General features: G+C 63.4%; 11 protein-coding genes and 1 pseudogene. 6 read left to right on the top strand and 6 right to left on the bottom strand.

All coding sequences use genetic code 11. The annotated features are described in order from the left end of the window. Nucleotides 1–74: 74 nt before the first annotated feature. Entirely contained in the window at nt 75–3,533 is a 3,459-nt protein-coding gene (gene pyc, locus V7S54_RS12800; RefSeq protein ID WP_065374048.1) for a pyruvate carboxylase, read from the bottom strand. Between the two features lie 117 nt (nt 3,534–3,650). Next, nucleotides 3,651–4,391: a helix-turn-helix transcriptional regulator gene (locus tag V7S54_RS12795; RefSeq protein WP_065374047.1), complete on the bottom strand. Its 741-nt coding sequence runs from the start codon at nt 4,389–4,391 to the stop codon at nt 3,651–3,653. Nucleotides 4,392–4,773: 382 nt separating this feature from the next. On the opposite strand from V7S54_RS12795, the gene V7S54_RS12790 reads away from it, so the two are divergent. After that, nucleotides 4,774–6,531: a glucan ABC transporter ATP-binding protein/ permease gene (locus V7S54_RS12790; protein WP_065374046.1), complete on the top strand. Its 1,758-nt coding sequence runs from the start codon at nt 4,774–4,776 to the stop codon at nt 6,529–6,531. Between the two features lie 160 nt (nt 6,532–6,691). Beyond that, nucleotides 6,692–7,326 (top strand): annotated as a pseudogene (locus V7S54_RS12785) (LysE family translocator). A 35-nt stretch (nt 7,327–7,361) separates the two neighbouring features. On the opposite strand, the gene V7S54_RS12780 reads toward V7S54_RS12785, so the two are convergent. The 3 genes from V7S54_RS12780 to V7S54_RS12770 all read right to left on the bottom strand — a co-directional run bounded on the left by V7S54_RS12780 (nt 7,362) and on the right by V7S54_RS12770 (nt 18,877). Then, on the bottom strand, nt 7,362–8,516 hold the full coding sequence (locus V7S54_RS12780) for an OpgC family protein (protein ID WP_065374045.1): 1,155 nt from the start codon (nt 8,514–8,516) through the stop codon (nt 7,362–7,364). Between the two features lie 478 nt (nt 8,517–8,994). After that, complete coding sequence (ndvB, locus tag V7S54_RS12775) at nt 8,995–17,622, bottom strand: cyclic beta-(1,2)-glucan synthase (RefSeq protein ID WP_065374044.1); 8,628 nt, start codon at nt 17,620–17,622, stop codon at nt 8,995–8,997. A gap of 361 nt (nt 17,623–17,983) precedes the next feature. After that, the gene (locus V7S54_RS12770) at nt 17,984–18,877 is read right to left on the bottom strand and encodes a LysR family transcriptional regulator (RefSeq protein WP_057254863.1); all 894 of its coding nucleotides are present in this window, start codon (nt 18,875–18,877) and stop codon (nt 17,984–17,986) included. A 113-nt stretch (nt 18,878–18,990) separates the two neighbouring features. On the opposite strand from V7S54_RS12770, the gene hglS reads away from it, so the two are divergent. Genes hglS through V7S54_RS12750 form a run of 4 tightly spaced genes read left to right on the top strand, consistent with a single transcriptional unit; the run spans nt 18,991 to nt 24,643 of the window. After that, the gene (gene hglS / locus V7S54_RS12765; RefSeq protein WP_065374043.1) at nt 18,991–20,391 is read left to right on the top strand and encodes a 2-oxoadipate dioxygenase/decarboxylase HglS; all 1,401 of its coding nucleotides are present in this window, start codon (nt 18,991–18,993) and stop codon (nt 20,389–20,391) included. Nucleotides 20,392–20,401: 10 nt separating this feature from the next. Continuing rightward, complete coding sequence (locus tag V7S54_RS12760; RefSeq protein ID WP_065374042.1) at nt 20,402–21,823, top strand: FAD-binding oxidoreductase; 1,422 nt, start codon at nt 20,402–20,404, stop codon at nt 21,821–21,823. Between the two features lie 28 nt (nt 21,824–21,851). Continuing rightward, nucleotides 21,852–23,384: an L-piperidine-6-carboxylate dehydrogenase gene (gene amaB, locus V7S54_RS12755; RefSeq protein ID WP_065374041.1), complete on the top strand. Its 1,533-nt coding sequence runs from the start codon at nt 21,852–21,854 to the stop codon at nt 23,382–23,384. Between the two features lie 26 nt (nt 23,385–23,410). Beyond that, nucleotides 23,411–24,643 (top strand): pyridoxal phosphate-dependent aminotransferase, encoded by a 1,233-nt coding sequence (locus V7S54_RS12750; protein ID WP_336408452.1) that lies wholly within the window; start codon nt 23,411–23,413, stop codon nt 24,641–24,643. Between the two features lie 276 nt (nt 24,644–24,919). On the opposite strand, the gene V7S54_RS12745 is transcribed toward V7S54_RS12750, so the two are convergent. After that, nucleotides 24,920–25,468, bottom strand: a complete 549-nt coding sequence (locus tag V7S54_RS12745; protein ID WP_065374039.1) for a cupin domain-containing protein — start codon at nt 25,466–25,468, stop codon at nt 24,920–24,922. Nucleotides 25,469–25,501: the final 33 nt, after the last annotated feature.

Raw genomic sequence — 25,501 nt, 5'->3', positions numbered from 1 at the left:
TTCGACAGCAACCTCGCAAAAAACAAAACGGCCGGGCAAGACCCGGCCGTTTCTGTTTGTTTGAGTGGAAACCCTCAGGCGCCGAAGACGATCAGCAGATCCTTGGCGTCGATCTGGTCGCCGGCGCGCACCAGCACTTCGGAAAGCGTGCCGTCCTTCTCGGCATGAAGCGCCGTTTCCATCTTCATCGCCTCGATCGAGAGCAGCACGTCCCCTGCCTTGACCGCCTGTCCTGGCGAGACAAAGACGGTCGAGATGACACCCGGCATCGGCGCGCCGAGATGGGCGACGTTTCCTGCCTCGGCCTTGCGGCGCACGGCGCTCTGAGCACTCCGGTTGCGGTCCGGAACCTTGATCAGGCGCGGCTGGCCGTTGAGTTCGAAGAACACCTTGACCATGCCCTTCTCGTCCGGCTCGCTCTTGGCCTGATGCAGGATCACGAGCGACTTGCCTCGCTCGATCTCCGGCTGCAGTTCCTCGCCCGGTGCAAGCCCGTAGAAGTAAGCCGGCGTCGGCAGGACGCTGACCGGACCGTAGGTATCGGCGGCAACCGCATAGTCGGTGAAGACCTTCGGATACATCAGGTAGGAGGCGAATTCGAAGTCGTCGACCTTGCGCTCGAGCTTGTCCTCGATTGCCTTGCGCTCCGCATCGAGATCGGCCGGCGGCAGCAGCGAGCCCGGAACGGCGGTATAGGCCTTTTCGCCCTTCAGCGCCTTCTTCTGCAGCGCTTCCGGCCAGCCGCCCGGGGGCTGGCCGAGATCGCCCTTCAGCATCGAGACGACCGAGTCCGGGAAGGCGATGTCCTTGGCCGGGTTCTCGACGTCGGCGACGGTCAGGTCCTGGGAGACCATCATCAGCGCCATGTCGCCGACGACCTTGGACGACGGCGTCACCTTGACGATGTCGCCGAACATCTGGTTGGCGTCGGCATAGGCCTGGGCGACGCGGTGCCACTTGGTTTCGAGACCGAGCGAACGCGCCTGTTCCTTGAGGTTGGTGAACTGTCCGCCCGGCATTTCGTGCAGGTAGACTTCGGACGCCGGCCCCTTGAGGTCGCTTTCGAAGGCGGCATACTGGTGGCGCACCGCTTCCCAATAGAAGGAGATGCGACGAATCCACTCGGGATCGAGACCCGGATCGCGGTCCGATCCCCGGAGCGCCTCGACGATCGAGCCGAGGCAGGGCTGCGAGGTATTGCCGGAAAGCGCGTCCATCGCCGCATCGACCACATCGACGCCAGTTTCGACGGCGGCAAGCACGGTCGCAGCTGCAATGCCCGAGGTGTCGTGCGTGTGGAAGTGGATCGGCAGGTCGGTCGCCTCGCGCAGCGCCTTGAACAACACGCGTGCGGCTGCCGGCTTCAACAGGCCCGCCATGTCCTTGACGGCGATCATGTGCGCGCCGGCCTTTTCCAGCTCGGCCGCCAGCGCCGTGTAATACTTGAGATCGTATTTCGGGCGGGCCGAATTCAGGATGTCGCCGGTGTAGCAGATCGCCGCCTCGCAGATGCGGTTCTCTTCGGCGACAGCCTCCATCGATACCCGCATGTTGTCGACCCAGTTGAGGCAGTCGAAGACGCGGAACACGTCGATGCCGCCCTTCGCCGCCTGGCGCACGAAGTATTTGACGACATTGTCAGGATAGTTCTTGTAGCCGACGCCGTTGGCGCCGCGCAGAAGCATCTGCAGCAGCAGGTTCGGGGCGTCCTCGCGAATGCGGGCGAGGCGATCCCACGGGTCTTCGGTGAGGAAGCGCATGGACACATCGAAGGTCGCGCCACCCCAGCATTCGAGCGAGAAGAGTTGCGGCAGAGCGCGGGCATAGGTGCCGGCGACGCGGGCGATGTCATGGGTGCGCATGCGGGTCGCAAGCAGCGACTGATGGCCGTCGCGCATGGTCGTATCGGTGAGGAACACTCGGCTTTCGCCACGCACCCACTCGGCGAACTTCTTCGGGCCGAGTTCGTCGAGCTTCTGCTTGGTACCGGCTTTGATGTCGCCGTCGATGAACGGGACGACGGGTTTCGCGGCGTCGGCAGCTGGCCGCGGGCGGCCCTTCGCCTCCGGGTGGCCATTGACCGTGACGTCGGCGAGATAGGTGAGCAGCTTCGTCGCGCGGTCCAGGCGCTTCACCTGCTGGAACAGTTCCGGAGTCGTGTCGATGAAGCGCGTCGTATAGCTGTTGTCCTGGAACTTCGGATGGCTGATGATCGCCTCGAGAAAGGTCAGGTTGGTTGCCACACCGCGGATGCGGAACTCCCGCAGCGCGCGGTCCATGCGGCTGATCGCTTCGAGGGGGTTCGGCGCCCAGGCGGTAACCTTGACGAGCAGCGGGTCGTAGAAGCGGGTTATGACTGCACCCGGATAGGCCGTGCCGCCGTCGAGACGGATGCCGAAGCCGGAGGCCGAGCGATAACCGGTGATGCGGCCATAGTCCGGAATGAAGTTCTGCTCCGGGTCTTCGGTGGTGATGCGGCACTGCAGCGCATGGCCGTTGAGGCGGATGTCCTCCTGCTTCGGCACCCCCGATTCCGGCGTGCCGATCGCCTCGCCGTCGAGGATGTGGATCTGCGCCTTGACGATGTCGATGCCAGTCACGACTTCCGTGACGGTGTGCTCCACCTGAATGCGCGGGTTGACCTCGATGAAGTAGAACTTGCCGGTGTTGGCATCCATCAGATACTCGACCGTGCCCGCGCCGACATAGCTCGTCGCACGGGCAATCTTCAGCGAATAGTCGGCAAGTTCCTGGCGCTGCGCATCCGAAAGGTAGGGCGCCGGCGCACGCTCGACGACCTTCTGGTTGCGGCGCTGGATCGAGCAGTCGCGCTCGAAGAGATGCACGACATTGCCGTGGGTATCGCCGAGGATCTGGCTTTCGACGTGGCGGGCGCGCTCGACCAATTTTTCAAGATACACTTCATCCTTGCCGAAGGCGGCCTTGGCTTCGCGCTTGCCCTCCGTCACCTCACGGATCAGGTCCTTCGGGTCGCGAATGGCGCGCATGCCGCGTCCGCCGCCGCCCCAGGAGGCCTTGAGCATGACGGGATAGCCGATCTCGGCCGCCAGGCGATGGATTTCCTTTTCGTCGTCCGGCAGAGGATCGGTGGCCGGAACGACCGGCACGCCGACGGAAATCGCGAGGTTGCGCGCGGCAACCTTGTTGCCGAGCTGGCGCATCGTCGCCGGCCGCGGACCGATGAAGATGATGCCGGCGGCGTCGCAGGCATCGACGAATTCAGGGCTTTCCGAAAGCAGGCCGTAGCCCGGATGGATCGCGTCGGCGCCCGAAAGCTTGGCGACGCGGATCACCTCTTCGATCGACAGGTAGCTTTCGATCGGACCGAGGTCGCGAGCAAGGTGCTGCCCGCGGCCGATTTGGTAACTTTCGTCCGCCTTGAAGCGGTGCAGTGCCAGTTTGTCCTCTTCAGCCCATATCGCGACCGTTTTCAGACCGAGTTCGTTTGCAGCGCGAAAAACGCGGATGGCAATTTCAGAACGGTTGGCAACAAGGATCTTCGAGATAGGCAAGTCGGTCTCCTCAATGACTTGATATTGCGGGAAATGCTGCACCCGCGAAATAAAGTATTAGCGAGTCACCGAGCAGAGCGCAATTTCAGATGCGACAGGAAACCGAAAGCCTTTGCGTCAGGAGATCAGCCCGAGTCGGAAGGCGATCGCCACGACGTGATGGCGATTCTTGCCCTTCAATTTCTCCTGGATGCCGTTCATGTACCAGTCGACCGTATGGCTCGAAATATCGAGCACCTTGCCAATGTCGTTCGAAGTCATGCCGTCGGCGAGATAGTTGAGCGCTTCCATTTCGCGCCGCGTCATCTGCACCTCGACGCGCGAGCCGAGTTCCGCCGAAACTTCCGGGTCAGTCAGCTCCAGCAGCTTCCAGAACAGCCGCTTGGCGATGGCGTCGAAGAGGCTGATCTCGACCGGGCTCAAGTCGACGACGCGACCGCCGACCGTCAGGTTGCCGAGCAGACCGCGCCGGCCGTGCACCGGGAAGATGTAGCCATCGTAGAGACCGTGGTTGCGGGCCTCGATCATCATGCTTTCCATGCGCTTGCGATGCGGATCGGAGCGGAAGGCAAACAGCGTGTCGCGCCAGCGGAAGCCGCGCTGCGCATGGCCGAGATAGCGGATGGTCGGATCGATCACGACGAACTTCTTGCGAATGTAGATCTGCGGCCAGCCTTCCGGCCAGCGGCCGGCCAGCAGAAGCCGCAGCGGATTGTCATGCGGCTTCGGCTGCCGAACGACACCGTAGAAGTCGAAGCCGCAGCGATCGAGCAGGCGCTCGAATTCCGGGATGATTTCCTCGCGTGTCTTCATCTCCTCCAGAAGCGCGAGAAACTGTACGAGCAGCGTAATGTTCATGGATCACCTTCCAGGTAGATGCATATGGTCGCATTTCCGAATCCGGACATAAAGGCACCGTTCAGCGACCATTCATGTTGCACCCGCGATAATCCGTCATACCACGCCCGGTCTTATGCGAAATATGCAAGAAATCGGAGTTGGCACGACAGATAGCAGACTATGAATATTCTCGCCAAGCTCGCATCGAGCGAAACGGGAAAACGAGTGGCTGTCCATGCGTCCGGCTACGGCTTCCCTTTGCCGCAAAAGACCGTCTCAGCGCGGCCCCGAGTGTATAGGGGCGGAGCCCAAGCCCGCCAACCGTACCTCGAGGACGCGGGTGCATCCGCCGCAGAAGGACTGCGGCGAGTCAAATCCGGTACCCGGAAGGGGTGAGACAGTGTCATTGTTCCAAGTGTATGCAAGAGCGCTCCAGTATCTTGCGGTTCACAAGTTTCGTGTCTCGGCGATCGTCTTCGCCAACGTCGTTCTGGCAGCCATCACGATTGCCGAGCCGATCCTGTTCGGGCGCATCATCGACGCCATCTCGTCGAAGGGCGAGGTCACGCCGATGCTTTTGATGTGGGCAGGCCTCGGCGTCTTCAACACCGTCGCCTTCGTGCTCGTTGCCCGCGAGGCGGACCGGCTGGCCCATGGCCGCCGCGCCACGCTCCTGACGGAAGCCTTTGGCCGGATCGTTTCAATGCCGCTCGCCTGGCATAGCCAGCGCGGCACATCCAACGCGTTGCATACCCTGCTGCGCGCCTGCGAAACCCTCTTCGGTCTCTGGCTCGAGTTCATGCGTCAGCATCTGGCGACGGCTGTCGCGCTGATGCTGCTCATTCCGACCGCCTTTGCCATGGACGTGCGCCTCTCGCTCGTCCTTCTCGTGCTCGGCGCGGCCTACATCATGATCAGCAAGGCGGTGATGAGCCGCACCAAGGAAGGTCAGGCCTCGGTCGAGAACCACTATCATACGGTTTTCTCCCACGTTTCCGACGCCATCAGCAACGTCTCGGTCGTGCACAGCTACAACCGCATCGAGGCTGAAACCCGCGAGCTGAAGAAGTTCACCGAACGGCTGATCTCCGCCCAGTTCCCGGTGCTCGATTGGTGGGCATTGGCGAGCGCGCTGAACCGCGTCGCCTCCACCATTTCGATGATGGCGATCCTCGTCATCGGCACCGTGCTGGTGCAGCGCGGCGAGCTCGGCGTCGGCGAAGTCATCGCCTTCATCGGTTTTGCCAACTTGCTGATCGGCCGTCTCGACCAGATGAAGGCCTTCGTGACGCAGATTTTCGAAGCCCGTGCCAAGCTCGAAGACTTCTTCCAGCTCGAAGACGCCGTGCGCGAACGTGACGAGCCGGCAGGCGCGACTGAACTGCCGCCAGCTGTCGGCGAAGTCGAGTTCCGCAATGTCTCCTTCGACTTTGCCAACACGAACCAGGGCGTGCACAACGTCTCGTTCACGGCCAAGGCCGGCCAGACGATCGCCATCGTCGGCCCGACGGGTGCCGGCAAGACGACGCTCGTCAACCTGCTGCAGCGTGTTCACGATCCGCGTGATGGCCAGATCCTGATCGATGGCAACGATATCTCGAAGGTAACGCGCAAGTCGCTGCGCCGCTCGATCGCCACCGTCTTCCAGGATGCGGGCCTGATGAACCGTTCGATCTCGGACAACATCCGTCTCGGCCGTGACGATGCGACGATCGAGGAAGTCATGGCTGCCGCCGAAGCGGCCGCTGCCTGCGACTTCATCGAGGGCCGGACGGGCGGCTACGACACGGTCGTCGGCGAACGCGGCAATCGCCTGTCGGGCGGCGAACGCCAGCGTGTGGCCATCGCCCGCGCCATCCTCAAGAACGCGCCGATCCTGGTGCTCGACGAGGCGACCAGCGCGCTCGACGTCGAAACCGAGGCCCGCGTGAAGGATGCGATCGATGCGCTGCGCAAGAACCGCACGACCTTCATCATCGCACACCGCCTGTCGACGGTGCGCGAGGCCGACCTGGTGATCTTCATGGATCAGGGCCGCGTCGTCGAAATGGGCGGTTTCAACGAGCTCAGCCAGAGCAATGGCCGCTTCGCAGCCCTCTTGCGCGCCAGTGGTATCCTGACGGACGAAGACGTCCGCATGAGCCACACGGCGGCATAAGACACGCGCTTCAAATCAAGCGAACGAACTTCAAACCACCCGCGGTCAAACGCGGGTGGTTTTTCTTTTCGGCGTCCTGACAACGTCGCGTCGACCAGCCTTGCCATTCTCGAGATTGCTGGTAGACGGGAATTCCGGCCCCAATTCCAAAGGAATCATCATGCCGGACATCTCCACAATCGCAGTTTTCGCCACAGCAAGCCTCGTGCTCACCGCCACGCCCGGCCCTGACATGCTCTGCTCATCGCTTCTCGGAGCGTGAGCCAGGGGCGCGCGGCCGGGTTCCTCACCTATGCCGGGATCGCAGTCGGCACCTATTGCCACGCGCTGGCCGCAGCACTCGGTCTTTCCCAGCTCTTCGTCACCGTGCCGGTTGCCTATGAGATCGTGCGCTGGGCGGGCTGCGCCTATCTGCTCTACCTCGCCTACAAGACAGTCCGCTCGAACGCATCGAGCGCGTCACCGGTTTCGACGCTCAAGCGCCTTTCGAACAGGCGGATCTTCGGCGAGGGGCTGATGACGAACCTGCTCAATCCGAAGATGGCGCTGTTCGTATTGGCGCTGTTCCCACAGTTTGTGGACCCGGCGAGCGGGTCGATGATCGGACAGATGCTTCTGCTGGCGACCGTACTGAACGGGGTCGGCTTCCTGGTGAACGGCTCAGTCATCCTGGTCGGCAGCCATCTGCGCGCGCGGCTCGCTGGCATCAGGCGTTTCCCGAAGCTGCCGCAATATCTTCTCGCCACCGTGTTCACGGGGCTGGCGTGCCGCCTTGCCCTGGGCGCCAGAAACTAGAGCATTTCCAGCAAACAGGTTGTCGGCGGCGTTGCTCACGCCGCCCGCAGCGGTTTGGCCGAGGCGATGCCGCGCAGCCATTCGAGATAATAGGCATAGGCGAAATGCAGCCCGATGCCGACGAGCACGAAGAGGCTGCCGAAGATCGGGTTTCGCCCGGTGACGAACAGCAGCACCTGGCCGGACATCGCCAGGATCGTGCCGAAGATGAAGATCGGCAGCGAGTGTCGCCCGACAACCGCGAGCGGATGATCGCTGTCGAGTTTGGCGAGGTTGCTGATGCGAGGCGTCACGGCGACGATGTAGCCGAGCGCCAGAACATGCAGCAGCCGCGGGCCCGACAGGAAGGTCTTATCAAAGCCAGTCAGGACCGCTGGAAGGCCGAAGGAAAGGTCGATGCTCCAGAAGGAGAACAGCACCCAGACAGCGGAAACCGCGAGATAGGTACAGGACAGCACGATCAGCCAGGGCCACCGCGGGAGCGATCCGCCATTGCGCACGAAGGTCATCATGACGATGCCGATGACGAACAGGAATTGCCAGGACCAGGGATTGAGGAACCAATAGCCCTCGTCGAGGAAGTTCGACGGCACGAACTTGAAGATGCCTGCGGCGAGCCACAGCGCGGCCGACAGCAACAGCAGCAGTTTCTTGCTGACGCCGTTCAGCCAGAGAATACCCGGCAGCATCAGGAACAGCGCCGCATACATCGACAGGATGTTGTTGTAGCCGAGCTGATGCCCCAGAAGCACCATGGCGACGATGCCCTGCTCCGTCTGTTCCACCATCGGACGAATGTTGATCTCGCCGATCAGGTCCTGCCGGCCGAAGTAGATCGCCCCGGCCGCAAAAATCGCCAGCGTCACGATGCTGGTCATGATGTGGGCGACATAAAGAGCCAGCGCCCGGCGCCAGATCTTCAGCGTCATCGCCAGCCGTCCGCCGGCGGCGAACTTGCCGCCATAGGCGATCCCGACCGACAGGCCGGAGATCAGCACGAAGGCTTCGGCGGAATCGGAAAAGCCGAAGTTCTTGTGCGTCAGATATTCGAGATACTGTCCCGGAACGTGGTTGACGAAGATCGTCAGCAGGCACAGCGCCCTGAACACATCGAGGCGTGTGTCACGCTCCTTGGGAACCATTCGGGCGGACGTCGGGTTGACGCCACCCTGAAATGTCTTTTGCAGCATGCGGTCCGTTTTCCAGGATTTGGCGCCCCTGCCCCATCCCTGTTGAAACGGGCACCGACAGCCCGCGCCGTCATTCAAACGCGCGAGATGCCCGGCACCATTAACGGCAGCGCCGCGCGTCTTTTCAGACGCGCAAAGGTCGCTGTAGCACTTCGATTTTCTGCATGTCTTGGTCCTTAAATCGAGGTCGATTTAAGGAGACATGCAGTAGGTGGGATGAGGAACATGTTGCAGTTCTGCGCCCCATCCCGCTCCGATGATCTAGAGCATCCCGCTTTCAAGTGAAGTCACTGCAAGCGGATAAGATGCTCTGGCTTCAAAGTGTTAGAGCGCCCTTTGTGCGTTCGTCTGAACGCCTGGCACTCCAAGACACGTCACCCGGCCGTCGGGGGTCATCCCGCCCGCATCTCCGCAAAGAAAAACCGGCCTTGCCCTTGCGGGAACAAAGCCGGTTTCATCCTGTCTTCAACGCCGGCCGTTACAGCAAAATGCCTTCATGCGCGTTTTTTGTGACACTATTGTTTATGCTGACGATCGGCTCGCCACTTTTCTGGTCGCGCTGCACCGAAATCTTGTGCCGCGCGCCGTTGAGCGTCACTTCTGCGGAGTAGCCGTCCCAGGCCGCCGGCAGCACCGGCCGAATGACCAGCTTGTCGCCCTGTCTGCGGATCCCGAGAATACCTTCGACGCCGACGCGGTAGAGCCAGCCAGCCGAACCGGTGTACCAGGTCCAGCCGCCGCGTCCCGCCAGATCGCCTTCGCCATAGATATCGGCGGCGACGACATAGGGCTCGACGCGGTAGTGTTCCGCCGCCTCGCGGCTCTGCGCATGCGAGACCGGGTTCAGCATCTGGAACACGCGCCAGGCTTCTTCCGCCCTGCCCTGTTCGGCGAAGGCCAGCGCCACCCAGGTGGCCGCATGGGTATATTGCCCGCCATTCTCGCGCACGCCGGGCGGATAGGCCTTGATGTAGCCCGGATCCTGCGACGTCCGCTCGAGCGGCGGCGTGAACAGCCGTACGATGTGCTGGTCCGGATCGACCAGTTCGGCCATCACCGCATCCATCGCCTTGAGCGAACGCTGCTCGTCGCCTTCGCCCGAGAGGACGCTCCAGGACTGACCGATCGAATCGATCCGGCACTCGAGCGCCTCGCTGGTGCCGAGCGGCGTGCCGTCGTCGTAGTAGCCGCGACGATAGTAGTCGCCGTCCCAGCCGGCGGTGTCGAGCGCCTTCTTCAGGGCTTCGAGATGCGTCTCCCAACGGGTGACGCGCGCCTGGTCCTTACGCTCGCGAGCGTAAGGCAGGAAGCCGCGAAGCGTGCCTGCGAGGAACCAGCCAAGCCAGGTGCTGGTGCCCTTGCCGGCAGCACCGACACGGTTCATGCCATCGTTCCAGTCACCGCCGAGGATCAGCGGCAGGCCGTTCTCGCCGGTCCGCCTGATCGCGAGGTCGAGCGCACGGGCGCAATGCTCGTAGACGTCGCCGACCTCCTCGGAAATCTCAGGCTTGTAGAAGGCGTCGTGCTGGCCCTCTTCGAGCTCCGGACCGCTGATGAAGGCGATCTGTTCTCTCAGGATGTCGGAGGTACCGGTCACCGAGCAATAATGCGTAACGGCATGGGCGAGCCAGACGACGTCGTCGGAGATCATCGTGCGCACGCCGGCGCCGGTTCCCGGCAACCACCAGTGCTGCACGTCACCCTCGACGAACTGGCGGGCTGCCGCATTCAGGATCTGCGCCCGGGCAAGCTCCGGCCGGTGGATCAGGAAGGCCAGCGTGTCCTGCAGCTGGTCGCGGAAGCCGAAGGCACCGCTCGCCTGATAGAAGGCGGAGCGCGCCATGATGCGGCAACCGAGACTCTGGTAGGGCAGCCAGTTGTTGATCATGGCGTCGAAGGCCGGATCCGGCGTTTCCACCTTCACGATATCGGTGAAATCGCGCCAGAACGTCTTGGCCGCCTCGAGCACCGTGTCGAATGCAGTCTCGCGCAGCTCACCGAGTACGGCACGAAGCTGATCCTCATTGTCGGCATCGCCGAGAATGAAGGTGACCTGCTGTTCGGCACCGGGTTCGATGGTCAGATCGGACGCAATGACCGCACAAGGGTCGCCGTCGACGTCGACCGAACCCGAGAGATCGGCACCCGAAAGCACCGCCTGCGGCACGAGGATGCCGCCGAGCGAGCCCAGGAACTCCCGCCGGCTGGCGGTGTAGCCGGCAGCCTGGCCGCCATCGGCGGTGAAGAACGCCGAACGACCGGCATAGTCGATGCTGTAGGGGTTGGTCGCGACCAGCGCCGCTGTCTCCTCATCCCACTTCGAGAGGATGAATGGCGCCGAGCGGGCGCGGTTGTTGCCGAGCACCCACTCGTTATAGCCGTAGAGCCTCAACCGCCGTGCCGTCGTCGCGCGGTTGCGGATCGAGACGCGAATGAGCTTTGCCGGCAGGCTCCGGTGCACCGTATGGGTCGCCTCGATCTCGAGGTCGTCCTGGGTGCTGCGGAAGCTCGAATAGCCGAGCCCATGCGCCGTTTCGAAGACGACGGAGCGGCGGCGCGAGAGCGACGCATAGGGCGTTGATACCGAACCGCTCTCCATGTCGCGGATGAAGATCGCTTCACCCGGACGGTTGATGACCGTGTCGTTCGTCCATGGCGTCAGCTGGTAGTCGCGCGAGTTGCGACTCCAGGAGAAGGCCGCGCCTTCCGCCGAAACGTGGAAGCCGAACTGCTCGTTGGAGATGACGTTGATCCAGGGCTGCGGCGTCGCTTCGCCGCCACGAAGGCGCACGACATATTCGCGACCGCCTTCGGCAAAACCACCGAAGCCGTTCCAGAAGGAAAGGCCATCGCCCTTGATTTCGGCCGGAGCAAAGTCCGCCTTCTCCTGCGGCGCCGCCAAAAGCGGGCCGACAAACTCGCCGCTCTTCTCGGCACCCTTCACCGGCGCCGGCGAATAGAGCGAGTTGGCACGGGCGATCTGGTCGGAGATCGTGCCGTTGCGGGCATGGAACACGGCGCGCGAGGCCGACAGCAGGGTCGACCAGGTTTCCGGTTCCATCAGGTCGCGGCGCACCGAGAAGATGTGCTGGCGCGGGCCGTCCGAAAGGCCACGAAGCCTCAGGTTCTCGCACATGGAATCCAGCGCATGCTGCATGTCCTGCGCATAGGACGAGGCCCGCTCGTTGATGATGACGAGGTCGGCGGTAATGCCGCGGGCGCGCATATATTCCTGGGCGCGCAGCGCTTCACGCGCAATGCCGAGATCGCCGTCGTCGTTGATGCGGAGGCAGAAGATCGGGTAATCGCCCGAGATCGCCAGCGGCCAGAGCTTCGACTGGGAGTCGAGGCCTGCCTGTACCGTCGCCGTATCGGCACGCAGATGCATGTCCGGATAGACGAGGTAACGGCCGAGCATCTGGAAGCTCGCGGCCTCCTGCGATGTCACGCCGACATGGCGCATCTGCACCTGGCTGCGGGTCCAGGCGTGGATGAGTTCCTGATTGAAGGTCTCCGGATGGCGATAGCGGTCGATCGCGCGATCGACCTCCTCGCGGCTTGGTGCGGCGATCGTCCAGAAGACGACGCTGACCTTCTTGCCGGCGGGCACGCGAACGACGCGGCGCAGCGACATGATCGGATCGAGCGTAAAGCCGTCCGTGCCCGAAAGCACTGCGTCCGTGTCGAACGCGGCAGCTTCGGCAAGCGTGCGGCCCGGGCCGATGAAGCGGCGACGGTCGGTCTCCGCTTCCGTATGGCGATCGCTGCCAGCATTGTCGGTGACGAGATGCGCCACTTCCATGTCCGGGTCGCTGGCGCTGCGCTTGTTGCGGCTGACGCGGATGACGTCGCCGCGACGGCTGATTTCCGTGCGCACGAACATCTTCGAGAAGGCCGGGTGCGCGCTGTCGGCCTCATCGGTCGAAAGCACTGGCTCGGCATAGGAGGTCACTTCGATGAAGCGATCCTGGGTGCCGGTATTGAGCAGGATGACCCGGCGCCCTTCGGCATCGTGTTCGGTGGCGACGATGCACTCGACTTCGCTGATGAGATCGCCGACGGTCTTGACGAATTCGCCCTTGTCGTCGCCGAACCGGGTCAGCACCTTCTCGCCGGCCGCACGCCGCGGCTCTGATGTCGTCGACCACCATTCGCCCGTCGTCGTGTCGCGCAGGAAGATGAAGGTACCGCTGCGGTCCTCGACCGGATCCGGCTTCCAGCGGGTAACAGACTGGCCGTTCCAGCGGGCATAGCCGGCGCCATTGGCCGTCAGCATGACCGAGTAATGGCCGTTGGAGAGAAACACGGTCTCCCGGTCCTGTGCCAGCGGGTTCTCGATGATGCGGACTTCCGGACGCAGGAGGTCGTCCTGGCCCTTGCCGACCGATTCCGGCTCGCGCTTGGCATTCATGATCGGGATGTCGCGCGGCGCCTTTTCCTGCAGCAGCAGTTCGGCGGCCTCGATCACCGGATCGGCGTGGAACCACTCGCGCAGCCGGCCATTGAAGACGACGTTGGCGACGGCCGCGATCGACATGCCATGGTGGTGCGCATAGTAGTTGCGCACGACCGCACACTTCTGGCCCTCGGGCACACGCGTCGGCGTGAAGTCCACGGCATCATGGAAGCCGTAGACACCGAGTGCGCCGACCTCGCGAAGACGTCCGAGGTTGGCGAGCGCCGATTTCGGATCGTACATGCAGGCAAGGATCGAGGCGTAGGGCGCGATGACCGCATTCTGGCCGAGGCCGCGCTTGAGCCCGAGCGTCGGCACGCCGAAGTTGGTGTACTGGTAGGTGAGCTCGTGGTCGCGCGCGTTGAAGGCGGCTTCCGAGATGCCCCAGGGCGTGCCGAGACGACGGCCGTGGTTGATCTGCTCCTTCACGATCAGATTGTTGGTCTGGTTGAGGATACCGCCCTGCCGTTCCTGCATCACCAGCGGCGGCATGAGATATTCGAACATCGAACCGGACCACGAAATCAGCGCGCCGCGCGCGCCGATCGGCACGATCGGACGACCGAGCTTGTACCAGTGCTCGGTCGGCAGATCCCCCTTGGCGATGGCAAACAGGCTGGTAAGACGCGCTTCCGAGGCGAGAAGGTCGTAGCAGGCCTCGTCGAGCTCGTTGGCGTTGACCCGGAAGCCGATCGACAGCAGGCGCCGCTCCGGCCGGAACAGGAAGCCGAAATCCATCGAGAAGGCGATGTCGCGGGCGCGATCCTTCAGCACCAGCAGGCGCTGGCGCAGCGATTCGATCGCACCGAGATCGAAGACACCGTCGGCGATATGGGCTTCGCAGGTGCTGACGAGCGCATTTGCCCATTTCGTCACTTCGGTGCTCTGCGGCGTGCGCACCTCGTGGTCGAGGTTGACGGTGAGCTTGTGCATGTCGCGCGCCAGCACCGCGAGGTTGATCACGCGGATCGACGCGAACTCGCGCTCGCGCTTGACTGCGGCAAGCGCGTTCTGGAAGCCGACGATGCGTTCCTCGATCAGGCGACGCAGCGGCCGGACCGTCTTGCGGTCGTCGGGCAGATCGCGCAACACCTCCTGGAGGATCGCCACCACGTCACCGATGCCGTCCAGGCTGCCCTGGACATGCGCCGACGGCGCTTCGGCCCAGTCGCGGCACATCGACGATACGGCGATCAGGTGGCCGGCGAGGTTGCCGCTGTCGACCGACGAGATGTAGCGCGGCTCCATGGTGTCGAGCGTGTTCGTCCGATACCAGTTGAACAGGTGTCCGCGATACTTCGGCAGGCGGTCGATGGTGGCGATCGTCTGCTCCAGCCGGTTGATCGTCTCCTCGAAGCCGATCCAGCCGAAATCGCGCGCCGACATCACCGATAGCAGGTAGACGCCGATATTGGTCGGCGATGTGCGCTCGGCCAGGATCGGCTGCGGCGTTTCCTGGAAGTTGTCCGGCGGCAGGAAGTGCTGCTCGGCGGTCACGAAGGTCTCAAAATAACGCCAGGTGCGCCGGGCAATCAGGCGCATCTCGTCGATCGCTTCATCGGAGACGACGAGCTGGTCCTCGGTTTCGGCCGATTGGCTGACGAACCAGGCGACGGCAGGCGAAAGCGCCCAGAGCAGCGCGAAGGGAATGCCGATGAACGGCAGGCCGGTGTCGGAGATCGCGGCAAGCGCCAGCGAAAGCGCCGAAAGCGCCGGGGCGATCCACATCGCGCGGTAGTAATCGCCAATCGTGCCGTGGCCGGCACTCTGCACCTGCGCGGCCGTGCGCCATTCGAGCATCAGCTTGCGGCTGACGAAGGTGCGGTAGAGAGAGCGAACGATCGCGTCGCCCATCATCGCCGCATTGTGGGCGATGAAGACGATGCGGAGCGCCACTTGCGCATTGGCGGCGCGGACTTCCGTCAGCACCGCGTGAAGGTGGGCGCGGGCGACGATGTCGTTGCGGCGCGGCAGGAGGCCGTTGATCAGCGACAGGGTCGGGGCCACGAACAAGCTGAAGATCAGGACGATCTGCCAGATCAGCGCCTCGGTCGGCTCCATGTAGTACCAGCCCATCACCGAGGCGACGAGCCAGGCAAGCGGGATCAGCGAGCGACGCAGGTTATCGTACATCTTCCAGCGCCCGAGCATCGACAGCCCGTTCGAGAAATTGAAGATGTAGGGCAGCAGCTGCCAGTCGCCACGCGCCCAGCGATGCTGGCGCGACATCTCGACCTCGTAGCGGGTCGGGAAGTCCTCGACGAGTTCGACGTCGGTGACCAGCGCGCAACGCACATAGGAGCCTTCGAGCAGATCGTGGCTGAGAACGGCATTTTCCTGGATCCGGCCCTTGAGCGCCGCCTCGAAGGCGTCGACATGGTAGAGGCCCTTGCCGGTGAAGCTGCCTTCGCCGGCGATGTCCTGGTAGACGTCGGAAACAGTGAAGACATAGGGGTCGATGCCGCGGTTGGCCGAGAAAATGCGCTGGAATGCGGAAGCTTCGCTGCCCGTTGTCAGCGACGGCGTCACGCGCGGCTGCAGCAGGCTGTAGCCGGCGATCACGTTCTGTGTCTTCGGGTCGACCACCGGACGGTTGATCGGATGGTAGATCTTGCCGACGAGCTTCGTCACCGCATCGCGCATCAGGCGCGTGTCGGAATCGAGCGTCATCACGTACTGCACGTTGTCCGGCACCGTGTTGGCGCCCTGCAGGAACGAGGTGTCGCGGTCGCCGCGAAGCAGCATGTTCAGTTCGTGCAGCTTGCCGCGCTTGCGCTCCCAACCCATCCACACGCCTTCCTGCTCGTTGAACAGGCGGCGGCGATGCAGGAGATGGAAGCGCGTCTTGCCGTCATAGGCGTAGCGCGCCGAAAGCTGGGCGATCTCGCGCTTGGCGTAGTCGAGCACGTCGGAATCGGTGCTCGACTCCTCTACCTTGCTATCGGCCCAGTCGCTGAGCAGTGCGAAATAAATCTCGCCGCGCGGGTTGGCGAGGTAGTGCACCTCGAGATTGCGCACGAGTTCGTCGACATGGTCGCGCTTGGCAATCAGGCAAGGTACGACGACGAGGGTGCGGGCATGCTCGGGAATTCCGTCGAGGAACTCATAGCCGACAAGTCGCGATGGTTTGACGAACAGCGTCACCATCGTGTTGAACAGCCCCATCGCGCCTTCCGACGCCGGCAGCGCGAACAGAAGCAGCATGATCAGCTTCGCGCCGTTCGGAATATCCATCGGACTGACGAAGGAATAGACGGCGATCATCGCCAGGATCGTCAAGAGGATGTTCGGGCCGGCGATCGCGAACCAGTCGAGCCTGCGGCTGATACGGATGATGGTCTGCAGCAGCGACGGTCGATAGCCGATCTTCTTCTCGAGCACCTTGCGCTGCTTGCCGACGAGGAAGGATCCGACGTTCGGCTCCTGGAGCGGCACTTCGGTCTCGGCCGCAGTCTCCGCCTCGCGCACCATCTCGATGGCGATCTGCGTCACCTCGTATTCGCTGTGGCCGGAACGACGCGCGAGCTTCTCGATCGTGTCGCGATACTTGTTGCGCGACCCGAAATCGAGCGCCGCATAGTCGGAGCCCTCACGCAGCGCCGCGTCGATCTTGCTGACGCTTTCGAACCAGACAGCCCAGTCGGTGTCGTCGATCTCACGCAGGCTGCGGATGATGTTGCTCATCGTCGCATTGCCGGACGACAGGCGATTCTGTTCGGCGACCAGCGCGTTTTCGACGTCGCTGCCGCGCCTCTCAAGTTGCTCCTCGATCCAGGCAATGACCGCGCCGGAGGTCTGCGAGCCGTCACGCGTGCGGTAAAGCAGTTGCGCGACGAAGGTGTTGTCGGCAGCCAGCGCCTCCGATTCCGCAAGTAGCACCCGATATTTCTCCGGATCGTTCAGGCGGATGATCTGGTCGGCGATGTCGTTCGCCTTTCGGCGCATGCCGCGCGAGCGCTCGACGCGGATGGCGATCCGGCGGAGGTTCTCGATCAGCACGAAGCGCAGGATCGACGGCAGCGCCCAGAGTTCGCCGATCTTGAAAGTGTCGTGCCTCTGGAAGCCTTCGACCATCGCCGTGATGCTTTCGCGCGTCACTGTGCTGTGGGTGTGGGCGACATAGAGCCAGGCGAGCGCCATGGTGCGCGGGATCACCGTGCCGGAAACCGAAAGCGTCGGCAGCTGGCGATAGAACCGGCGCGGGAAATCGCGCCGGACTTCCTGGATCGCCTCTTCGACGACGTGGTGGTTGTCGAGCAGCCATTCGGCGGCCGGCGTGATCGTCGCCCCGGCTTCCACGTCCGCAGCGGTCGCCCGGTAGACACGCAGGATCTCGCTCTCGTTTTCGCGATGCCGCGGCCGGAATTCGAACGGGAAGAATCCCGGCAGCGAGGAGGCACCCTTCACTGCGAGATCCTCGCCGCATTGCCGGAGGTCCTCCATCGAGAAGAAGGTGGCGCGGATCGAATCGTTGTAATCGATCTGCTTTGCTTCCGGTTCGCGCGGAGAGGTGGGCGGCGTTGTTTGAAGCTGCATGGGTACGGGTTCTGAATCCAACCGGGGTTGATCGGCCCGGTCCTCGTTGGGTTGCCGGGTTGGCTGCGGACCTGAGAAGTCAGGCTGAGCCGGCGCATTGCTAGACACGGTCATGTGTCCTCCCATCCACCGTCAATTCCCGCATGCGGGGAACTGGCGGTAACAGGCACCGCCCTCGACTGGGCATCGGAGATCGCAAAGCCGGCGGCGCATTGGTTTTCAAGGCCGCGGTGATGCATGAAAATGGCATTTTTTAGCCGTGGTGCCAACAGCTTGCAAGGATTGCTCATACAAGTTTGGACGATTTGCGCACAGACGAATCAAGCCGAAACCGGCCGCTGTGCGCGCCCCCAATGGCACTTCGATACAGCTCTCTCAATTGCCCTCTTCTCAAGCTTCATCGCGGATGGCAGACGAGGCGAAACGTGAAGCGGCGAGGAAGGTTCCCTCGATTTTTAGAAAAGCGTCGATCCGCTTAGCCCACTTGCTCGGTGATCCACTCCCGGAAGGCCAGGCTGATGGGGTTTTCGAGCTTACCCTCGGGCACGGCGAGATAATAGCTGTTTTCCGTCTTCATCGGCCGGTCGAGCACGATGCTGAGCGTGCCGGCGGCAATTTCCTGCTCGATCAGGTAACGTGGCAGCAGCGCGAAACCGAGCCCGGCCGTCGCCGCTTCGATCACCATCGAGAACTGGTCGAAACGGTTGCCGCGATAGGCGCCGCGGCCGTCCATGTCATTCGCCTCGAACCATTGCGCCCAGAGCTTCGGCCGCGTGGCGAGATGCAGCAATGGCCCGGCGACGAGATCCTCGGGGGTCTCGATCGGATGGTTCGCCAACAGGGCAGGGCTCGCAGCGGGCACGATGATCTCACTGCAGAGATAGCTGCAGGTGGCGCGCGCCCAGACCGGTTGGCCGTAGTGAATGGCGAGATCGAAGTTCTGCTCGTCGAAATCGAAGGGCGCGGAACGGGAGGCGATGTTCAGCACCGTATCCGGATGCCGCTTGAGGAAATCGGGAAGGCGCGGCACCAGCCAGCGGCTGCCGAAAGTCGGCAGCGACGCGATCGAGAGCGTCGAGTCCGCCCGTGCCGAAGCCATGGCGCGCACCATCAGCTCCTCGGTCTGATTGAGGAGACGGCGAACCTCGGGCAGGAACTTCTGGCCGGCATCCGACAGGATCACCCGTTGGCGCACGCGCTCGAACAAAAGCACGCCGAGCTGGTTTTCGAGATCCTTGATCTGCCGGCTGACGGCGCTTTGGGTGAGATTCAGTTCGGCAGCGGCCTGCGTGAAGCTGCCGTGTCGCGCCGCGCATTCGAACGCCTGCAGCGTCGTCACGTCGGGAACCAGCCTGCGGCTTAACTTCATTCCAGCCTCGCATCAACATAGTCAGAAGCAACGCGATCAATGGCCAGTTCGATCGGATATGATCCGAAATGAGAATGACCTTGTCCTTCACCCATAGCGCGAGGCGAGCCCCAGTGAAAGAGAATAGTTTCGTATCGGCCGACGACATCCGCTCGGCCTTTTCCGCAGCCATGTCGGTCATGTACCGCGAAGAGGTGCCGGCCTATGGCACGCTGATGGAGCTGGTCGCCAAGGTCAACGACGATACGCTCGCCGCCGACCCCAAGCTGAAGGAGCGCCTCGACGCCACCGATTCGCTCGACCGTATCTCCGAGGAGCGCCACGGTGCGATCCGCCTGGGCACGCCGGCCGAGCTCGCAATGATGCGCCGCGTTTTCGCCGTCATGGGCATGTACCCGGTCGGCTATTACGACCTGTCGACCGCAGGCGTCCCGGTTCATTCGACCGCCTTCCGCCCGGTCGGCGAGACGGCGCTGAAGCGCAATCCGTTCCGCGTCTTCACCTCGCTGCTGCGCCTGGACTTGATCGCTGACGAGAGCCTGCGCGCCGAGTCACAGGAGATCCTCGCCGAGCGCCGGATCTTTACGCCCATCGCTGTCGAACTCACCGAAAAAGCCGAGCGCGACGGTGGCCTCGACAAGGCGGACGCCGAACGTTTCGTCTCGGAGGTGCTCGAAACCTTCCGTTGGCACGACAAGGCCAATGTCAGCGCCGACATGTACAAGCGGCTGCACGACGCCCATCGCCTGATCGCCGACGTCGTCTCCTTCAAGGGTCCGCACATCAACCACCTGACGCCGCGCACGCTCGACATCGACAAGGTGCAGGCGCTCATGCCGGAATACGCGATCGCGCCGAAGGCCGTCGTCGAGGGACCGCCGACCCGCAAATGCCCGATCCTCCTGCGCCAGACCTCGTTCAAGGCGCTGGAAGAACCGGTTTCCTTCAAGGACGCCGACGGTGCCTGGAAGGCCGGCTCCCACACCGCCCGCTTCGGCGAGATCGAGCAGCGCGGCATTGCGCTGACCCCGAAGGGCCGTGCGCTCTATGACGACCTGCTCGACGCCTCGCGCAAGATCGTCCGCCCGGCCGCCGACGGCTCCAATGCCCGCGAATACGAAGCGGCCCTCGCCACGGCTTTTGAGCCCTTCCCGGACACGTGGGCAGGTATCCGCGAAGCCGGGCTTGGCTACTTCAGCTATTCGCTGACGACAAAGGGCCGCAAGGCCGGCGTCTCCCCGGCGCGTGACATCGAAGCGCTGATCGCCACCGGCCTCGTCCAGTTCGACGCGATCGTCTACGAAGACTTCCTGCCGGTCAGCGCCGCGGGTATCTTCCAGTCGAACCTTGGCGACGGCGCCCAGCAGGACTTCGTCGCCAGCCCGAACCAGAAGCGCTTCGAGGCGGATCTCGGCGCCACCGTCCTCAACGAGTTCGACCACTATGCCGGCATTGAACAGGCTTCGATCGAAAGCTGCGTCCGGGCCTTGACCGGCGCGATCGCTGCGGAATGATGCTTTTCTGATGATCGACAAACGGCACATCGACGCGCTGAGCGGCATCCTTGGTGACAAGGGTGTCGTTACGCGTCCTGAAGACCTGGAAGCCTACGAGACCGGCGCGCGCTACGATCGCGGTCGGACCTCGCTCGTGCTGCGGCCGGCGACGACGGAAGAAGTCTCTGCTGCAGTTGCCTATTGCGTTACGAACGGCATCGCGCTGATCCCGCAATCCGGCAACACCGGCCTCGTTTCCGGCTCGACCCCGGATCAATCGGGCGACGAGGCGGTTCTGAGCCTGGACCGGCTGACCAGGCGCTTCGATCTCGATCTCGACAACCGCTCGGTGCGGCTCGACGCCGGTTTCCGGCTGTCCGATCTCAACCGGCGGCTGGAAGAGCACGGCCTGTTCTTCCCGATCGATCTCGGCGCCGACCCGCGCATTGGCGGCATGATCGCCACCAATACCGGCGGTTCGCGCTTCCTGAAGTACGGCGACGTACGGCGCAACACCCTCGGCCTCAAGGTCGTACTCGCGGACGAGCACGGCACCGTGCTCGACCTGCAGTGCGACTTGCGCAAGAACAACACCGGCGTTGACTGGAAGCAGCTCTTCGTCGGCACTTCGGGCGCCTTCGGCATCGTCACCGAATGTGTGCTCAACCTCGAACGCCTGCCGCAGCAGACCGCAACCGCCCTGCTGGTTCCGGCCAGCGGCGCCCATGTGATGCCGCTGCTTCGCGCCATGGAAGAGCGTCTCGGCGCCTATCTCTCGGCTTTCGAGGGCATGTCGAAGAACGCCGTCAAGGCCGCCTTTGCCCATGTGCCGTCGCTGAAGAACCCCTTCCAGGGCGGCAACGTTCCTGATTATGTCATCCTCGCCGAAATCAGCCGCACCTGGGGTCCACGCGAAGGCGAACAGTCGCTCGATGCCGTGCTGGAATCGGCGCTCGCCGAGATCTGGGAGATGGAGGAGGCGCCGCTCGCCGACGCCTTCGTCGGCCCGCCGCACGAGATCTGGGCGCTGAGGCACGCGCTGTCCGAGGGGGTCAAGCACCTCGGCAAGCTGATCGCGTTCGACGTCTCCTTCCGCAGGGGTGACATCATGGCCTTCTGCGACCATATGAAGGTCGAAATGCCGGCGAAATTCCCTGATGTGACCGTCTGCGATTTCGGCCATATCGGTGACGGCGGCGTGCACTTCAACCTCGTCGTGCCGAAGGACAGCCCGCTGCTTCAGGACGAAACCTTCGAAGCGCGGCTTCGCGAATGGGTTTTCGCGGTCGCCGTTGAGGAGTATCACGGCAGCTTCAGCGCGGAACATGCGATCGGCCGCCGCAACCAGGCCTATTACGACTTTTATACACCAGACAAACTCAAGGACATGGCCGCAGGCCTGAAGACGCTCACCTCGCCGGGAAAGCTCGGTAGCGTGCGTTTCGGATAGGCAAAGCCAGGAAAACGGGAGTCAGACCATGAACATCGCAACCAAGAAAGTCGACGTGACCAAGGAAGCCGCAGCGCTTCTCGAAAAGATGGGCGTCGCCAAGGAACTCTACACCGGCGGCGACATGCCGTCCTACAGCCCGGTCACCGGCGAAAAGATCGGCAACCTCAAGACGGTTTCGGCCGCGGAAGCCGCCGCCAAGATCGAAAAGGCCCATGAAGCCTTCAAGGCCTGGCGCCTGGTTCCGGCACCGAAGCGCGGCGAACTGATCCGCCTGCTCGGCGAAGAACTGCGCGCCTTCAAGGCCGACCTCGGCCGCCTGGTTTCGATCGAGGCCGGCAAGATCACCTCCGAAGGCCTCGGCGAAGTTCAGGAAATGATCGACATCTGCGATTTCGCCGTCGGTCTCTCCCGCCAGCTCTACGGCCTGACGATCGCCACCGAGCGCCCCGGCCACCGCATGATGGAAACCTGGCATCCGCTCGGCGTCGTCGGCGTCATCTCGGCCTTCAACTTCCCGGTCGCCGTCTGGTCGTGGAACACGGCGCTGGCGCTCGTCTGCGGCAACTCCGTCGTCTGGAAGCCGTCGGAAAAGACCCCGCTCACGGCGCTTGCCTCGCAGGCAATCTTCGAGCGTGCGCTCGCCCGCTTCGGCGATGCGCCGGAAGGCCTGTCGCAGGTTTTGATCGGCGACCGCACCGTCGGTGAAGTCCTCGTCGACAACCCGAAGGTTCCGCTCGTTTCGGCCACCGGTTCGACCCGCATGGGTCGCGACGTCGGTCCGCGCCTTGCCAAGCGCTTCGCCCGTGCCATCCTCGAACTCGGCGGCAACAATGCCGGCATCGTCTGCCCCTCGGCCGATCTCGACATGGCCCTGCGCGCCATCGCCTTCGGCGCCATGGGCACCGCCGGCCAGCGTTGCACCACCATGCGTCGTCTCTTCGTGCACGAGAGCGTCTATGACCAGCTCGTTCCGCGCCTGAAGAAGGCCTATGGCTCGGTATCGGTCGGCAACCCGCTGGAATCGACCGCCCTCGTCGGCCCGCTGGTCGACAAGGCCGCCTTCGACGGCATGCAGAAGGCAATCGGTGAAGCAAAGTCGCACGGCGGCAGCGTCACCGGCGGCGAACGCGTCGAGCTCGGCTACGACAACGGCTACTATGCCAAGCCCGCTCTGGTCGAAATGCCTGAACAGGCCGGCCCGGTTCTCGAAGAGACCTTTGCGCCGATCCTCTACGTCATGAAGTACAGCGACTTCGACGCCGTTCTCGCCGATCACAATGCGGTCGCGGCCGGCCTGTCGTCCTCGATCTTCACCCGCGACATGCAGGAATCGGAACGCTTCCTCGCCGTCGACGGCTCGGATTGCGGTATCGCCAACGTCAACATCGGCACCTCGGGTGCTGAAATCGGCGGCGCCTTCGGCGGCGAAAAGGAAACCGGCGGCGGCCGCGAATCCGGCTCGGACTCGTGGAAGGCCTACATGCGCCGCGCCACCAACACGGTGAACTATTCGAAGGCTCTGCCGCTGGCGCAGGGCGTGTCGTTCGACATCGAATAACCGGCGCACTTAAGTAGGATTCGACCATGACCATCAACGCAACGGTCAAGGAGGCGGGCTTCAAGCCCGCCTCGCGGATCTCCTCGATCGGGGTGTCCGAAATCCTCAAGATCGGCGCCCGCGCGCAAGCGATGAAGCGCGAAGGCAAGCCGGTCATCATTCTTGGCGCAGGCGAGCCGGACTTCGACACGCCTGACACCGTCAAGGACGCCGCCTGTGATGCGATCAAGCGCGGCGAAACCAAATACACGGCGCTCGACGGCACGCCGGAGCTGAAGAAGGCGATCCGCGAAAAATTCCAGCGTGAAAACGGCCTCGCCTACGAGCAGGACGAGATCACGGTGGCGACCGGCGCCAAGCAGATCCTGTTCAACGCCATGATGGCGTCGATCAATCCCGGCGACGAAGTGATCATCCCGACGCCCTACTGGACCTCCTATTCCGATATCGTCCAGATCTGCGAAGGCAATCCGGTTCTGATCCCCTGCGACGCCTCCTCCGGTTTCCGCCTGACGGCCGACAAGCTCGAAGCGGCAATCACGCCGAGGACGCGCTGGGTGCTCCTGAATTCGCCGTCGAACCCATCGGGTGCGGCCTACAGCGCTGCCGACTATCGGCCGTTGCTCGACGTGCTCCTGAAGCATCCGCATGTCTGGCTGCTGGTCGACGACATGTACGAGCACATCGTCTATGACGGCTTCCGCTTCGTCACTCCGGCCCAGCTTGAACCTCGCCTCAAGGACCGGACGCTCACGGTCAACGGTGTCTCCAAGGCCTATGCCATGACCGGCTGGCGCATCGGTTATGCCGGCGGTCCGCGGGACCTGATCAAGGCAATGGCCGTGGTCCAGAGCCAGGCCACCTCATGCCCCTCTTCCGTCAGCCAGGCCGCCTCGGTTGCTGCGCTGACCGGCCCGCAGGAGTTCCTGAAGGAACGCACGGCCAGCTTCCAGCACCGCCGCGATCTCGTCGTCAACGGCCTCAACGCCATCGACGGTCTCGACTGCCGCGTCCCGGAAGGCGCCTTCTACACCTTCTCCGGCTGCGCCGGCATGCTCGGCAAGGTCACGCCATCGGGCAAGGCGATCGAGACGGATACGGACTTCTGCGCCTACCTGCTCGACGACGCCCACGTCGCCGTCGTTCCGGGCTCGGCCTTCGGTCTGTCGCCGTTCTTCCGCATCTCCTATGCGACGTCGGAAGCGGAACTGAAGGAAGCGCTGACGCGCATCGCCGACGCCTGCACCCGGCTCTCCTGAGCAGGCAATCTGCCCCTCACCCTAACCCTCTCCCCGCGCGCGGGGAGAGGGGACGCCATCGAGTGTGCAGCTCCGGCTACTTTCCACTTGCGAGGGCAGATCTTCTCGTCAGCGCGGCTTGGCGCGCGAGCAACTGCATCGCCACGACGTTCGAGAGGGATCAGGGAGCACGCCGCATGTCCCTTCGCCCCGCTTGCGGGGAGAAGGTCGCGGCAGCGGGATGAGGGGCATCCTCGCACTCCACCTGCGCCAATTGACGAGGCGAGCCTACCCCCCTCAAAACGTCGGCGGCGTACAGGCGCTGATCACTTCACAAGGCACCGGCCCGACGCAGCGAAAGCGATGCGGCCGGCGGCTCTCAAAGTAATACGCATCCCCCGGCCCCAGGATCCTTCGCTCGTCATCGACGGTGACCTCGATGCGGCCCGAAAGCACGATGCCTCCCTCCTCGCCGTCATGCACCAGCGGCACCTTTCCGGTATCGGCACCCGGCTGATAGACCTCCTTCAGGATCTGCAGGCTGCGGCCGAAGAGGTTTTCGCCGATCTGGCGGTAGGAAATCGGCCCCTTGCCGATCTCGACCAGTTCCTCTGCTGCATAAAACGCCTTGCGCGGCTTCTCCGGCTCGAAGGAGAAGAACTCCGCAAGGCCTATCGGAATGCCGTCGAGAATGCGCTTCAGCGCGCCGACGGATGGGTTGGAGGCGTTCGATTCGATCAGCGAGATCGTCGAGTTGGTCACGCCCGCGCGTTTGGCGAGTTCTCGTTGCGACAGATTGTGCATCAGGCGGAGGTGACGAAGCCGGTTTCCGATATCGACGCTCATGGCTGTTCATTCCGGTGTTCAGGTTGTTCGAAA

Source organism: Ensifer sp. CCNWLY38 (assembly GCF_037120565.1).
Classification (GTDB): domain Bacteria; phylum Pseudomonadota; class Alphaproteobacteria; order Rhizobiales; family Rhizobiaceae; genus Ensifer; species Ensifer adhaerens_H.
The sequence above is the reverse complement of the archived record's forward strand: the minus strand, read 5'-3'. Positions and strand labels throughout refer to the sequence as shown.

Bases quoted from the DNA above. Each gene is read 5' to 3' on its own strand.
- V7S54_RS12795 (WP_065374047.1), bottom strand. From the start codon at position 4,391: ATGAACATTACGCTGCTCGTACAGTTTCTCGCGCTTCTGGAGGAGATG.
- V7S54_RS12780 (WP_065374045.1), bottom strand. From the start codon at position 8,516: ATGCTGCAAAAGACATTTCAGGGTGGCGTCAACCCGACGTCCGCCCGA.
- ndvB (WP_065374044.1), bottom strand. From the start codon at position 17,622: ATGACCGTGTCTAGCAATGCGCCGGCTCAGCCTGACTTCTCAGGTCCG.
- V7S54_RS12770 (WP_057254863.1), bottom strand. From the start codon at position 18,877: ATGAAGTTAAGCCGCAGGCTGGTTCCCGACGTGACGACGCTGCAGGCG.
- V7S54_RS12760 (WP_065374042.1), top strand. From the start codon at position 20,402: ATGATCGACAAACGGCACATCGACGCGCTGAGCGGCATCCTTGGTGAC.
- amaB (WP_065374041.1), top strand. From the start codon at position 21,852: ATGAACATCGCAACCAAGAAAGTCGACGTGACCAAGGAAGCCGCAGCG.
- V7S54_RS12750 (WP_336408452.1), top strand. From the start codon at position 23,411: ATGACCATCAACGCAACGGTCAAGGAGGCGGGCTTCAAGCCCGCCTCG.
- V7S54_RS12745 (WP_065374039.1), bottom strand. From the start codon at position 25,468: ATGAGCGTCGATATCGGAAACCGGCTTCGTCACCTCCGCCTGATGCAC.